Below are 13,219 nucleotides of genomic sequence, written 5' to 3'. Positions count from 1 at the left end.
TTGCATGAACCGCAACGGCACCAATAGCGCAGCCAGCAACACAGAAGAGACAATGAGCAACAACACCTACGACGCCTCCGCCATTGAAGTCCTCACCGGCCTCGACCCGGTGCGCAAACGTCCCGGCATGTACACCGACACCACCCGTCCCAATCATCTGGCGCAGGAAGTGATCGACAACAGTGTGGACGAAGCGCTCGCCGGGCACGCCAACCAGATCGATGTCACCTTGTATGCAGATGGCTCACTGTCGGTGGCGGACAACGGGCGCGGCATGCCGGTTGACATCCACCCCCAGCAAGGCAAGCCGGGCGTGGAAGTGATCCTGTGCACCCTGCACGCAGGCGGCAAGTTTTCCGACCAGAACTACCAGTTCTCCGGCGGCTTGCATGGCGTCGGCGTCTCCGTCGTCAATGCCCTGTCGCGCAGGCTGGAAGTCAGCATCAAGCGCGACGGCCAAGTTTACAACATGGCGTTCGCGGGCGGCGACAAGGCCAGTGAATTGGTGGCCAGCGGCAAAACCAGCAAACGCGACACCGGCACCACCGTGCATTTCTGGCCGGATGCCAAATACTTCGACACGGTGAAATTCGCCGTCAACCGCCTCAAGCACACGTTGCGCGCCAAAGCCGTGCTGTGCCCTGGCTTGCGCATCCGCTTTGCCGACGCTTCGGCGGCAGAAGCGGACATTACCGAGTGGTATTACGAAAACGGCCTGCGCGACTATCTGCGCGACGCCATCAACGAATACATCACCCTGCCGGAAGAACCCTTCACCGGCGCGCTCAAAGGCCCGCGTGAAGCCCTCGACTGGGCGTTGGCATGGCTGCCGGAAGGCGGCGAAACAGTGCAGGAAAGCTACGTCAACCTGATCCCCACCGTGCAAGGCGGCACGCATGTCAACGGCCTGCGCACCGGCGTGACCGATGCATTACGCGAATACTGTGAATTCCGTAACCTGCTGCCGCGTGGCCTCAAGCTGACGCCGGATGACGTGTGGGAAAACATCGCCTTCGTGCTTTCCTTCAAGATGCAGGAGCCGCAGTTCGCCGGGCAGACCAAGGAACGTTTGTCCTCACGCGAAGCCGCCAGCTTCGTCAGCGGCTCCATCAAGGACGCCTTCAGCCTCTACCTCAACCAGCACACCGCCATCGGCGAACAATTGGCGCAAATGGCGATCAGCAACGCAGGCCGCCGCATGCGCGCCAGCAAAAAGGTGGTGCGCAAGAAAGTCACCGCAGGCCCCGCCCTGCCCGGCAAACTGGCGGATTGTTCCTCACAGGACACCGCCCGCACCGAACTGTTCCTGGTGGAAGGCGACTCCGCAGGCGGCTCGGCCAAGCAGGCGCGCGACCGCGAATTCCAAGCCATCATGCCGTTGCGCGGCAAAATCCTGAACACCTGGGAAGTCGACCCGGAACAGGTGCTGGCCTCGCAGGAAGTGCACGACATTTCCGTCGCCATTGGCGTGGAGCCGGGCAATGTGGACTTGAGCCAGTTGCGCTACGGCAAAGTCTGCATTCTGGCCGATGCGGATTCGGACGGCGCGCACATCGCCACCTTGTTGTGCGCCCTGTTTGTGAAGCATTTCCGCCCACTGGTGGCGGCGGGGCACGTCTTCGTCGCCATGCCGCCGCTGTACCGCATCGACATCGGCAAGGAAGTCTATTACGCGCTGGACGAAGCGGAAAAACAGGCGCGCCTTGACATTATCGTCGCCGAAAAGAAACGCGGCGCGCCGACTGTCACCCGCTTCAAGGGGCTAGGGGAAATGAACCCGCTGCAATTGCGCGAAACCACCATTTCCCCCGACACCCGCCGCCTGGTGCAACTGAGCATCGACGACAGCAACGCCGCCGATGCGGTGATGGACATGCTGCTGGCGAAGAAACGCGCCGCCGACCGCAAGCACTGGCTGGAAACCAAAGGCAATCTGGCGAGCGTATGAATTTGCTGCCTGCACCTGATAGCGCCAACCATTTCCTGGAAAACCATCTGCACCTGCTGCACAGCAGCTTCCGCCATTATGTCGGGCGCAATCTGGCCGATATGGAATGGGAAGGCACCGCCACCGCCCAGGCGCTGTGGGAAGCACCATTCGCCCTACTGTCACACAATACTGCCGCCGACCCCGTCTTTACCTATGGCAACCGGCAGGCATTGGCGCTGTTCGCCCTCGACTGGAACGCCCTGACCCGCCTGCCTTCACGTTATTCCGCCGAACCGCTGGCGCGCGAGGAACGCGAACATTTGCTGCAAACCGTCAACCGCCAGGGCTATATCGGCCATTATTCCGGGGTGCGCATCTCCAGCGCGGGCGAACGCTTCCTGATCCGCAACGCCATTGTCTGGAACCTCAGGGACGCGGCAGGCAATTACAGTGGGCAGGCGGCCTTTTTCGACAACTGGTAATTTCTGACCTAAACTGCGGGGGCGGGTCATGACCCGCCCAAGAACAATATTTCCCTCCAATCAAATTATCCATCCATCAATCTAGGGCAACCCCACCAGGGAACAAGGAGACGTTATATGTCAAACACCATAGAACAACAGATAGATGCTGATCTGGCGGCGTTCACCGCTGACCCGAAGACCTTCATGGACCGCCAACCGCCAAAAAAAGATGCACAAGGGAACCCGGTCGAGGGTGCCACCCTGTTTTCACAGGAGGCTATTGACGACAAAAGCTTTATTGACGCCCATGACGAACAGCGTATGCACATCCTGCAACCTGGCGAGGGCGAGCCGGGCGGCGTCTCCACCCGGGCGGCGATTGCCTCCAACGACAAACCCGCCGACTTGGTGGACACGCTGAAATACACCCGGCTAGACCAGATGGAAAGCGCCAACCTGATGAAGGCGTCGTTGGCGGAGTCGCCATGGTCGGACGACTACTGGGGCATTTACAAAGGCATCCTGGGCGCGCGTTACGCCGACCCCTCTTTCCCAAGCTCCCCTGACTGGAAGGAAAATTCCGATTACATCCGCAGCCATCTCGCCGCCACCATCCTGGCCAGCGGCAACGCCACCAAGATCAACCAGTTGTCGCCCGCAGAAAAATATGACGCGCTGGTCGGCGACAGCAACTTTTCCCTGACCCTGGCCATGTGGCAGGAAGGCAAAGGCTACTACGACAAATACGGCTCGGTGGAAACCTGGATGGGCATCTGCCACGGCTGGTCACCCGCCGCCTATATGCTGGCGCGCCCGACCAAAAGCGTGACGCTGAAAACACCGGACAATGTTTCCATCAAGTTTTACCCCTCCGACATCAAGGCGCTGGGGTCATTGCTGTGGGCGAAAGCGCCCAGCCGCTACCGTTTCATCGGTGGCCGCTGCAATGACAAAGAACCGGCGACTGACCCCACCACTGGGCGCGTCAAGTCCAGCCAGTGCTTCGACACCAACCCTGGCACCTGGCACCTCGCCATCGTCAACCAGATCGGCGTTTCCAAACGCAGCATGGTGATGGACGTCACCTTCGACTATGAGGTCTGGAACCAACCGACCCACGCTTACGAATACCGCTACTTCAACCCGCAGACCATGACTTACGCCAGTTCGTTGGCGGCGGCGACCGTCAGCATGGCGGCGTTCACCAATGACAAGTTCCGCTCATTCCGTGGTGCGCAGTCGAAGTCGGTGGTGGGCGTCCGCATGGACGTTTCCTATGTGGTGGAAACCAGCCCCAGCCAGAATGAGACCGACAGCCCCAGCCGTGACGCCATCCAGCAGGTGACCTACTACTACGACCTGGAGCTGGACGCTTCCAACAACATTGTCGGCGGCGAGTGGTACAACAACAAACACCCTGATTTCTTGTGGACGCCCGCCAAAGGCTCCACTGCGAAAACATCCTACGACCCACAGGCGACCGGCTCCTGGCCACAGGGCGGTGCAGTCCCCAGCGCTTGGCGGGCGGCGGCGAAACTGGCGTCCAGCAAACAGAGCGCACCGCTGGCGGTTATCGTGGAACAGCTCATCAAATTGTCCAACGGCACACAGACCGCCTTCCCAGCGGCAGCAGTGGACACCGCCGCGCGCGAAGCCACCCCAGCGACGCCCGAGCCTGCCACCCCGGTTCCACCACCAGTCGCGGAACCTGCCGTAATGCCAACGCCGCAACCAACACCTACGCCTAGCCCCTCAACCACAGGCGGCAGCACGGCGGCACCGTCCGGCGGCACAACAGCGTCTGGTTCAACCACGCCCAGCACGACGGCATCAACGTCCAGTGCTTCCCTGCCTTGGTGGCGGCGCCTGTTGAACGCCTTGTTTGGCGGCTGAAGCAGCGGCGCGCCGTTCGCGGAAAAACGCCTGCAACAGCGCGGCGCATTCCGCCTGCAACACCCCCCCTTGCACCGCCGCTACCTTGTGGTAGTGGCGCGGGTCTTGCAGCAGGTCGAAAGCGCTGCCCGCCGCGCCGGTTTTCGGGTCATACGCGCCAAACACCACCCGTTCCACCCGTGCATGCAGCATGGTGCCAACGCACATCAGGCAAGGCTCCAGCGTGACATAGAGGGTGGCTCCGGGCAGCCGGTAGTTGTCGGTGGTGGCTCCCGCCACCCGCAACGCCTGCATTTCGGCGTGGGCGGAAGGGTCGTGCAAGGTGATCGGCTGGTTCCAGCCTTCGCCAAGGATTTGCCCAGCACGCACCACCACCGCCCCGACCGGCACTTCCCCCTGCCTCCAGGCGTTTTCCGCCAGGGTCAGGGCGTGGCGCATCCAGTATTCGTCACTCACACAATAATTCCGTCAACAGGCTTGCACACAAGCCGCCCTTAATCACGTCCATGCTGCTTTTCCATGTATTCGTCCGGCTCCAGATGCAAAAGGCCAGCAATGATGGCCAGCCGCGTCCCCACGTACACCAACGGCAGGCGCTCCCGTTCCCACGGCGCGACGCCCGCTTCCTGCAACAGTTTTTTCAGGCTGTGATGGCCGCCGCGCTGGCGTAGCCAGACTTTTTCCCCGCCTTGGCGGAAACGCACCGTGACGGGTTCCGGGCTGGCCTGTAAATATTCCCGCCAACTGCCCAGCAGTTCCGGCGACAGGGTGCGTTGCAGCGAGGGAATGGACAGCGGCTGACGCACATCCCACGCCAGCACCTGTGCCGGATCGTGCGGCGGCAAGGGCGTCAGCGCATACAGGTCGTCACGGTAGCGGCGGATTTCGCAGCCCTCCCACTGCACGCGGGGCATGGCGTCAGGGGCGCACAGCAGCACGTCATGCAACACCTGCAACAGCCTCCGTTCCTCCGGTGCCCGTAAGCCGCGCTCCGCCAACCATTCGCGCAGCAGCGCCTTTTGCAGGGCGGTTTCCTGCCCCAGTAAGCGACTGATTGACAAGGTGCCGGGCCGCCTGCCCCGCATCTCCGCCAGCTTGCCTTGCAGAAAAGCGGACAGCAGCCCACGGCTTTCGGCCTGCAAACGGGCAGCGCGCGCCAGGGTTTTCTGCGCCGACGGCCAGCGTTGTTGCAACACAGGCATGACCTGATGGCGCAGGAAATTGCGGTCGAAACGCCGATCCAGATTGCTGGGGTCGTCGATGTAATCCAGCCGGTGATGTTCGGCGTAATCCAGCAACTCCGCCCGCCCGCACGCCAACAACGGACGCCCCAAACCGCCCTGCGCCAACGGCCTGAACAGCGGCATCGCCGCCAGGCCATCCACGCCGCTGCCACGCAGCAGGTGCAGCAGCAAAGTTTCGGCCTGATCGTGCTGGTGGTGCGCCGTCAGCAGGATTTCCCCAGCTTGCAGATGTCGGCTGAAGGCGGCGTAACGGGCATCGCGCGCCGCCGCCTCCACGCTTTCCCCCGCCGGAACCGCCAGTTGCAGGCGCTCGGTCAGCAGGGGCACGCCCAATTGCTGGCAAACTTCATGGCAATGCTGCGCCCACTGCGCAGCAGCAGGCTGGAGCCCGTGGTCAATGTGCAGGGCGCGGAATGGCAAGTCCGGCAGTTGCGGTTGCAGCCGCGAACAGGCGTGCAGCAGTACGTGGGAATCCATCCCGCCGCTGTAGCCGATCAGGTAAGCGGGGGCAGGATAGTGCCGGAAGAAGGTCAACAGATGGTCAGCAAGGGCGTGTCCCATCCGCCCGCCCTTATTCCTCGAACTGGCCGAATCCCATGATGCGCTGGTAACGCTTGTCCAGCAGCTTGTCGATGTTCATCGCATTCAGTTCACGCAGGTTGGCTTCCAGCGCCACGCCGAGGTTATGGGCGGTGGCTTCCATGTCGCGGTGCGCGCCGCCCAGCGGTTCGGGGATGATCTGGTCGATCAGGCCGAGGGATTTCAGGCGGTCGGCGGTGATGCCCATGGCGTCGGCGGCGTCCGCTGATTTGTCGGCGCTTTTCCACAGGATCGAGGCGCAGCCTTCCGGGGAAATGACCGAATAGGTGGCGTATTGCAGCATCATCACCCGGTCGCCAACGCCAATCGCCAGCGCGCCGCCGGAGCCGCCTTCGCCAACCACCGTGCAGATGACGGGGGTGCGCAGCCGGGCCATTTCGTACAGGTTGCGGGCGATGGCTTCGCTCTGGCCACGCTCTTCGGCACCGATGCCGGGGTAGGCGCCGGGCGTGTCGATGAAGGTGATGACCGGCAGGTGGAATTTCTCCGCCATCCGCATCAGGCGCAACGCCTTGCGGTAGCCTTCCGGGCGCGGCATGCCGAAATTGCGCTTGATGTTTTCGTTGGTGTCGCGGCCTTTCTGGTGGCCGATCACAACCACCGACTGGCTGCGGAAACGCGCCAAACCGCCGACAATGGCCTTGTCATCGGCAAAGGCGCGGTCGCCATGCAATTCCTGGAAATCGGTGAACAGGTACTTGACCAAGTCCAGCGTATACGGGCGTTTGGGGTGGCGGGCAAGCTGGGAAATCTGCCTGGGCGTCAGCTTGGAAAAGATCGAGCGGGTCAGCGAATTGGCCTTTTCCTCCAGCTTGCTGATTTCCTCGCTCAGGTTGATTTCGGCGTCGCCGACATAGCGCAGTTCTTCAATTTTCGCCTGTAGCTCGGCGATAGGTTGTTCAAAATCAAGAAAATCCGGGTTCATGCCTGTTGTTTATCCGTCACCCTGTGCCAGTGAAGCGGCTAATTTTACATAGCTTGACCCCAGATTACGACTTTAAAAATACTGCTCCGTCGTGATATGGCCAGGCTTATGGCGCAGATGGCGGCGCATGCCACGCTCCCCCAGCAACGCCTTCATTTCATCCAGCATATTGTGGTTGCCGCAGAGCATGACATGGCTGTTTTCCGGGGCAATCTCCACCCCCGCCGCCGCCTCCAGCGCGCCGGACGCAAAACTGCCGGTGATGCGCCCTTCCAACCCCTGCGGGTTCGGTTCGCGGGTGACGCAGGAAATGAAGCGGAATTGCGCCGGATAGCGCTCCGCAAACGACCGGATCAGGTCGGTGTAAGCCAGCTCCCGCAGCAACGGCACGCCATGCGCCAGGACAATCTTGTCGAAACGCGCCCAGGGCTGCTCCGTTTTAAGGATCGACAAAAAAGGCCCCAAGCCGGTGCCGGTCGCCAACAACCACAGATTGGGAACATCCGGCACTTCATCCAGCACAAAAAAGCCCTTGGCCGGTTGGGAAATCTCCAGATTATCGCCGGGGCGCAGGCGCGCCAGCGCATTGGAGAGCTTGCCGTTGGGCACGATGTTGTAAAAAATTTCCGGGGTCGGCTCATGCGGCGCATTAATCAGGGAATAGGATTTCGCCACCAGTTCGGTTTCGCCATTCGCCAGCGTCACCGGCAGCCGCAGGGTGACGAACTGCCCGGCCTGGAACGGCATCAGCTCCACCTTGAGGCGCAGGCTGTACAGGCGCTCGCTCCATTGATCATTCTGCAATACTTCTGCGTTGCCCCAACTGCTGCGGACGATGGCTGTCATTCCTGCGCTCCCAAAATACCAAGTTATTTAGTCGGAATAAGTGTAGCGGCTCGCCTATCCGGCTGATAGTGCGCCTACGGAATGCGGGGTTTATAAGCCGCCGCCACCGCTTCGGCAGCGCGGACGCCATCCACCCCCGCTGACAGGATACCGCCAGCGTAGCCTGCGCCCTCCCCTGCCGGATACAACCCTTGCACATTCAGGCTTTGCAAATCCTGCCCACGGGTGATGCGCAAGGGTGAGGAGGTGCGCGTCTCCACCCCGGTCAGCACGGCGTCGTATAAAGAAAAGCCCTTGAGCTGGCGTTCAAACGCGGGCAACGCCTCACGGATGGCTTCAACCACATAAGCAGGCAGGGCTGCCGACAAGTCCGTCAGGCGCACCCCCGGCTGGTAGGACGGCTCAACCGTCCCCAACTGGGTGGAGCGGATGCCCTTGATGAAATCCCCTGCCAATTGCGCGGGCGCGTTGTAGTTTTCACCGCCGAGTTCGAAGGCGCGCGACTCCCACTGGCGCTGGAAGGCGATCCCCGCCAGCGGCCCGCCGGGGTAGTCCTGTGGGCTGACGCCGATCACAATCCCAGCATTGGCGTTGCGTTCTGCGCGTGAATACTGGCTCATGCCGTTGGTGACCACCCGCCCCGGTTCCGAAGTCGCCGCCACCACCTGCCCGCCGGGGCACATGCAGAAACTGTACACCGAACGCCCATTGCCCGCATGGTGCACCAGCTTGTAGTCCGCCGCCCCCAGCAGCTTATTGCCCGCGTATTGGCCGAAGCGCGCCTGATCGATCAGGGATTGCGGGTGTTCAATGCGGAAACCGACCGAGAACGGCTTCGGCTCCATGAACACGCCACGCTCAAACAGCATCTGGAAAGTGTCGCGCGCACTATGCCCCAACGCCAGGATCACATGCTCGGTGCGGATTTGTTCGCCATCCGCCAGCACCACGCCGCGCATCTGGCCATTTTCGACCAACACATCCACCACCTGCTGCTGGAAACGGATTTCGCCGCCCAACGACTCGATGTCAGCGCGGATGTTCTCCACCATTTTGACCAGCCGGAACGTGCCGATGTGCGGCTTGCTGACGTAAAGGATCTCTTCCGGCGCGCCCGCCTTGACGAATTCGGCCAGCACCTTGCGCCCGTAATGCTTCGGGTCTTTGATCTGGCTGTAGAGCTTGCCGTCTGAGAAAGTCCCGGCACCGCCTTCGCCGAACTGCACGTTGGATTCCGGGTTGAGCTGATGCTTGCGCCACAAGCCCCAGGTGTCCTTGGTGCGTTCGCGCACTTTTTTGCCACGCTCCAGGATGATGGGGCAAAACCCCATTTGCGCCAGCACCAGCCCGGCCATTATGCCGCAGGGGCCGAACCCGACCACCACCGGGCGCACCGCAGGCGGCTCATGCAACTGGGCAACGAACCTGTAACGGGTATCCGGCGCGGGGTTAACATGCTGATCCTGGCTGAATTTCGCCAGTATTGCAGCCTCATCCGCCACAGTGGCATCGATGGTGTAGACCAGCACAATGGCGTCACGCTTGCGGGCGTCATAACCGCGTTTGAAAATGGTGAAATCCAGCAGTCCAGTGGGCGCAATGCCCAAGCGTTCCGCGATGGCGGCAGGCAGGGCTTCGGCGGCCTGCTCCAGCGGCAGGCGCAGTTCGGTGATGCGTATCATGGGGTGTGTGCAAGCGGCAAAAGCGGGATTATACACAGACAGGGGCGCATGCCATACGCCCCAGCTGCGTTGCCTCATGTCACTTTACTGGCTGACCCCACATGGAATTCCACCAGTCATCGTCACCGCCGCCGCTGGAGCCGCCACCGGAGCTGTTGCCAGCGGAACCACCTTGCCCCAACCCCATTTTGGTGCGGATGCCGTTGACATCGCGGTTGGTCAGGCGCGCCAGCGTTTCCGCCACCTTGCCTTGGCGTTTGGGCAATTCGCGGAAATATTGCTTCCCGGCATCGCAGGTCGCCTCGCCCTTGAACGGATGGCGGATGATATAGCGCCCCTGGAAGTTTTCGCGGTCACCCGTGGCCTGGAACATGAGGTCTTCCGGGAAATTGGCGCGGTCATAACGCACATGCAGGCGGGTGACGTACACATCGCGCCCCTGCCCTGGTGGCATGATCCCACGCGTTTGCGGCTGCGCGCCGCCATCAGCGCCCACCCAGAACACGCCCAGTTCACGCAATTCCTTGTCGGACAGCGGGTCGGCGGCGCACGGGTCGCACCAGTTCATGTCCCAGGCGTATTCGAGGAACACCGCCTTGCCGTTTTCCTTGTCGACGGCGGTGCGGAACATGTCGCGGTAGAAACTGGCGAATTCGTCCTTGCCCTTGATGTATTCGGGCACGTCCAGGTCGCTGGGCAATTTGACGGTGCGGTAGTTGGTGGTTTCCACCCGGCCCTTGCGGGTCAGCGCGTAGACGAACAGTTCCTGCTTGCCCTGCGCGTTGACCGTGCCGAGCCGGATCGGCAGCATGAAACGGTCGTTGTTGTAGGCGATCTGGATCGGGCGCAGCCGGGTAAAGCCGGACTTGCTGTATTCCTGCAAATTGACCTTGGCGACGAAGAATTTCATGTTCTGCTTGAGGTAACTGCCGACCACAGGCTCCGCGCCGGGCGGCAGTTTGTAGCCCTGTTCGGTCAGCCAGGTGATCAGGCCACCGCTTTCCTTGGCCGACAACAGCAGGATGTCATACTCGGCCACGGTGTATTGCGCTTCTATCTTGACGCCCAGTTCAGTCGCGCGCTGCTGCCCCCGCATGGGCGCGGCTTCCATCATGGCGGGCGCAGGCATTGCCATGTCCATCGTCGGCGCACAAGGGTCTTCATCGAAATACTCCACCAGCCGTGGGGCGGAATAATCATCCAGATGTTTCAGGGTGGCGTTGTTGGCGACATTGATCTGCTCACGCTGGAGCACGGTCGGCACCGGCACCACCAGCGCGAAATCCTTCATGTCGCCTTTGAAGTCGCTGGCCATTGTCACCACATTGCGGCTTTCATCACGCACATACACCACTTGTGAAGACTCGTTGAACAAGCCGGTGTCCGCCTTGGCGACATAAAAACCGCAAAAGGCGGCGGCCTGGGAAGACGCCCCCAGCAGCGCCGCCATCCCCAGTAACCCAAGCATTGTTTTTTTCATGTTTGACTCCTGACCGGCCAGTGAAACGGCGCACCGGCAAAACGCCCATTGATCAGCAGCACCAGTGGCGATGACGCCGCCAGCGCGTACAAAAACGCATTCGGAATGAACAACCGGAACTGCAACGTCCAGCCCAGCACCGCCACCCACACGCCAAACAGGAGACGCCCCGCCGTTGACTGCGGCGTGGTCATCGGGTCTGACAGCATAAAGAATGTGAAAATCAGCAACGCCCCATTCTGCAACTGATGCAGCGGAATCGCCCACGGGTCGCCCAGCCATAGCGCGCGGCCAGCCAGCAGACCGGCGTATGCCGCCAGGAACGCCAGACTGGTCAGCATCTGCCGCCAACCCAGCAGCCACACCAGCCCGAAACCAGCCAGCAACAACCCCAGCCACAGCGCATGCCCCCACTTGCCATGCGCCACCCAAGCGGAATCCGTCGCCAGCAACACCGCGACAATGCCGATATTCGACGGGTTGAACACATGCCGCCCCTGGATGCGGATCAGGAACTTGCTGGCGATGCTGATAGCGGCCGCCAGCGCCAGCCAGCCCCAATGCGCGGCATACAACAGGATAATGATGGAAAAACTGGTGTTGAGCGCGCTCAAGGTTTGCAACGGCAAACCGTACCAGCGCAGGAACCCCCATTGGGTCAGCAGAGCCGTCGCCAGCACGGCGGCGATGTTCCACCACGGAACCGTGAATTGCAGGGTCAGCGTCCCCACCAACAGCAGGCTGCATTGCACCGCCAATTGGTAATAACGCGGGTCGACACCTTTGGCAAGCCGTAAGAATTGGGCGAAAATGGCGCACACCTCATCATCAATGATTTTGTTTTCATCATAACGGATTGATGCCCGTCAAGCCCGGAAAGTTCAAGGGGAAGGCGGAAACCCGCATAAACTGCTAACATCCGCCGTTTTCACCCGCAGGAATGCTTATGAGCACGCTTCCCAAATGCCCGCAATGCGCTTCCGAATACACCTACGAAGATGGTGACCTGTACGTCTGCCCCGAATGTGGCCACGAATGGCCGCAAACAGCGGCAGCGGCCAACAGCGATGAGCGCATCATCAAGGACGCCAACGGCAACATCTTGCAGGATGGCGACACCATCACCGTGATCAAGGATCTCAAAGTCAAAGGCTCCTCCCTGGTTGTCAAGGTCGGGACTAAGGTCAAAAACATCCGCCTGGTTGACGGCGACCATGACATTGACTGCAAGATCGACGGCATCGGCGCGATGAGCCTGAAGTCGGAGTTCGTCAAAAAAGTCTAAACCCGGCGTCCGTCGGGGCGACTGCGCCTGGTCTGGTATTGCTGGCGTTCATGCCCATCCCTTCCTATAACAGTGAAATACACAAATCCAGGCATCGGAAGGAAACACATGACGCCCATCAGCGCTGAACTCCAACAATTGCAGGAACGCTCCGTCGAAATGGAGGAGCACCTGCTCAAGCTTCTGCAGGCAAGCCGCATCATCCGCTCAGACCGGGCCGCCTCAAGCCGGATTATGTGCGGCGTCGCCTTCGAACACGCCGAAAGCATCAGGATGCTGATCACAGGTGGAAATTTCACCTCCGCCACCGGCCTGCTCCGTTTGCAGTTCGAAGCGCTGGTGAGGGCGATGTGGCTGCTGCACGCCGCGCCCGACAAAGTGACTGCCCGCCTGATGGGCGAGTTCAACCAGGAAACTGCCAAAAAAGCCGACCGCCTCCCCATGATGACCGAAATGCTCAATGAACTGGAAGGCAAGGCACCGCCGGAAGACATGCGCCTGTTGCTCAAGTTCAAGGACCATTCCTGGAAACCCCTCAGCTCCTATGTCCACGGCGGCATCCATGTCATGCACCGGCACAGCCAGGGTTACCCTACCGCCCTGATCCATCAGGCCATCAAGGCGTCCAATTACGTTTCCCTGATGGTTTCCCTGAATCTGGTTAGGCTGCTGGGCAACAACAAACTGGAAGAGCTGATCGTCCAGATCCAGCGGGACTATGCGGACTGCTTCCTGCCATCACGCACCGCCAAAGCGGCCAAACGGCAAAAAACCAGCCCGGAAAACCCGCCTTCCACTGGATGAAGATACAGTGACAAAAATCCTTCCACTGAAACTTTCATAGACATTTCCTATAATAAAACGGACGAT

General features: G+C 60.9%; 12 protein-coding genes. 5 read left to right on the top strand and 7 right to left on the bottom strand.

Annotation, left to right across the window (positions count from 1 at the left end):
• Nucleotides 1-52 precede the first annotated feature (52 nt).
• The 3 genes from parE (at nucleotide 53) to VSS37_RS17915 (ending at nucleotide 4,287) form a co-directional block, all read left to right on the top strand.
• Nucleotides 53-1,948 (top strand): DNA topoisomerase IV subunit B, encoded by a 1,896-nt coding sequence (gene parE, locus VSS37_RS17925; protein ID WP_324697401.1) that lies wholly within the window; start codon nucleotides 53-55, stop codon nucleotides 1,946-1,948.
• The gene (locus VSS37_RS17920) at nucleotides 1,945-2,412 is read left to right on the top strand and encodes an MEKHLA domain-containing protein (protein WP_324697399.1); all 468 of its coding nucleotides are present in this window, start codon (nucleotides 1,945-1,947) and stop codon (nucleotides 2,410-2,412) included. The genes parE and VSS37_RS17920 overlap by 4 nt, the downstream gene beginning before the upstream one ends.
• Before the next feature lie 117 nt (nucleotides 2,413-2,529).
• Nucleotides 2,530-4,287, top strand: a complete 1,758-nt coding sequence (locus VSS37_RS17915) for a hypothetical protein (RefSeq protein WP_324697398.1) — start codon at nucleotides 2,530-2,532, stop codon at nucleotides 4,285-4,287.
• Here the strand turns inward: VSS37_RS17915 and tadA are convergent.
• From tadA to VSS37_RS17880, 7 genes are all read right to left on the bottom strand, one after another.
• Complete coding sequence (gene tadA, locus VSS37_RS17910) at nucleotides 4,225-4,743, bottom strand: tRNA adenosine(34) deaminase TadA (protein ID WP_324697397.1); 519 nt, start codon at nucleotides 4,741-4,743, stop codon at nucleotides 4,225-4,227. The two genes, VSS37_RS17915 and tadA, sit on opposite strands and share 63 nt — an antisense overlap.
• 38 nt (nucleotides 4,744-4,781) lie before the next feature.
• Nucleotides 4,782-6,092: a tRNA lysidine(34) synthetase TilS gene (gene tilS, locus VSS37_RS17905; RefSeq protein ID WP_324697396.1), complete on the bottom strand. Its 1,311-nt coding sequence runs from the start codon at nucleotides 6,090-6,092 to the stop codon at nucleotides 4,782-4,784.
• A 10-nt stretch (nucleotides 6,093-6,102) separates the two neighbouring features.
• The gene (locus tag VSS37_RS17900; RefSeq protein WP_324697395.1) at nucleotides 6,103-7,056 is read right to left on the bottom strand and encodes an acetyl-CoA carboxylase carboxyltransferase subunit alpha; all 954 of its coding nucleotides are present in this window, start codon (nucleotides 7,054-7,056) and stop codon (nucleotides 6,103-6,105) included.
• A gap of 72 nt (nucleotides 7,057-7,128) precedes the next feature.
• Nucleotides 7,129-7,902, bottom strand: coding sequence for a ferredoxin--NADP reductase (locus VSS37_RS17895; protein ID WP_324697393.1), 774 nt, complete (start codon nucleotides 7,900-7,902; stop codon nucleotides 7,129-7,131).
• 74 nt (nucleotides 7,903-7,976) lie between these two features.
• Nucleotides 7,977-9,584, bottom strand: coding sequence for an NAD(P)/FAD-dependent oxidoreductase (locus tag VSS37_RS17890; RefSeq protein WP_324697391.1), 1,608 nt, complete (start codon nucleotides 9,582-9,584; stop codon nucleotides 7,977-7,979).
• A gap of 79 nt (nucleotides 9,585-9,663) precedes the next feature.
• The gene (locus VSS37_RS17885; protein ID WP_324697389.1) at nucleotides 9,664-11,064 is read right to left on the bottom strand and encodes a DUF2330 domain-containing protein; all 1,401 of its coding nucleotides are present in this window, start codon (nucleotides 11,062-11,064) and stop codon (nucleotides 9,664-9,666) included.
• Complete coding sequence (locus tag VSS37_RS17880) at nucleotides 11,061-11,885, bottom strand: RnfABCDGE type electron transport complex subunit D (RefSeq protein ID WP_324697387.1); 825 nt, start codon at nucleotides 11,883-11,885, stop codon at nucleotides 11,061-11,063. The genes VSS37_RS17885 and VSS37_RS17880 overlap by 4 nt, the downstream gene beginning before the upstream one ends.
• Before the next feature lie 125 nt (nucleotides 11,886-12,010).
• On the opposite strand from VSS37_RS17880, the gene VSS37_RS17875 reads away from it, so the two are divergent.
• A complete protein-coding gene (locus tag VSS37_RS17875) occupies nucleotides 12,011-12,349 on the top strand; it encodes a zinc ribbon domain-containing protein YjdM (protein ID WP_324697385.1) in 339 nt (112 codons plus the stop codon).
• Between the two features lie 108 nt (nucleotides 12,350-12,457).
• Nucleotides 12,458-13,153, top strand: coding sequence for a DUF6988 family protein (locus tag VSS37_RS17870; protein ID WP_324697384.1), 696 nt, complete (start codon nucleotides 12,458-12,460; stop codon nucleotides 13,151-13,153).
• Nucleotides 13,154-13,219 lie beyond the last annotated feature (66 nt).

Origin of the sequence: Candidatus Thiothrix phosphatis (assembly GCF_035668035.1) — a bacterium.
Taxonomy (GTDB): Bacteria; Pseudomonadota; Gammaproteobacteria; order Thiotrichales; family Thiotrichaceae; genus Thiothrix; species Thiothrix phosphatis.
The sequence above is the reverse complement of the archived record's forward strand: the minus strand, read 5'-3'. Positions and strand labels throughout refer to the sequence as shown.

Coding starts and splice junctions, on each gene's coding strand:
- parE (WP_324697401.1), top strand. CDS start 53: ATGAGCAACAACACCTACGACGCCTCCGCCATTGAAGTCCTCACCGGC.
- VSS37_RS17920 (WP_324697399.1), top strand. CDS start 1,945: ATGAATTTGCTGCCTGCACCTGATAGCGCCAACCATTTCCTGGAAAAC.
- VSS37_RS17915 (WP_324697398.1), top strand. CDS start 2,530: ATGTCAAACACCATAGAACAACAGATAGATGCTGATCTGGCGGCGTTC.
- tilS (WP_324697396.1), bottom strand. CDS start 6,092: ATGGGACACGCCCTTGCTGACCATCTGTTGACCTTCTTCCGGCACTAT.
- VSS37_RS17900 (WP_324697395.1), bottom strand. CDS start 7,056: ATGAACCCGGATTTTCTTGATTTTGAACAACCTATCGCCGAGCTACAG.
- VSS37_RS17895 (WP_324697393.1), bottom strand. CDS start 7,902: ATGACAGCCATCGTCCGCAGCAGTTGGGGCAACGCAGAAGTATTGCAG.
- VSS37_RS17890 (WP_324697391.1), bottom strand. CDS start 9,584: ATGATACGCATCACCGAACTGCGCCTGCCGCTGGAGCAGGCCGCCGAA.
- VSS37_RS17885 (WP_324697389.1), bottom strand. CDS start 11,064: ATGAAAAAAACAATGCTTGGGTTACTGGGGATGGCGGCGCTGCTGGGG.
- VSS37_RS17875 (WP_324697385.1), top strand. CDS start 12,011: ATGAGCACGCTTCCCAAATGCCCGCAATGCGCTTCCGAATACACCTAC.
- VSS37_RS17870 (WP_324697384.1), top strand. CDS start 12,458: ATGACGCCCATCAGCGCTGAACTCCAACAATTGCAGGAACGCTCCGTC.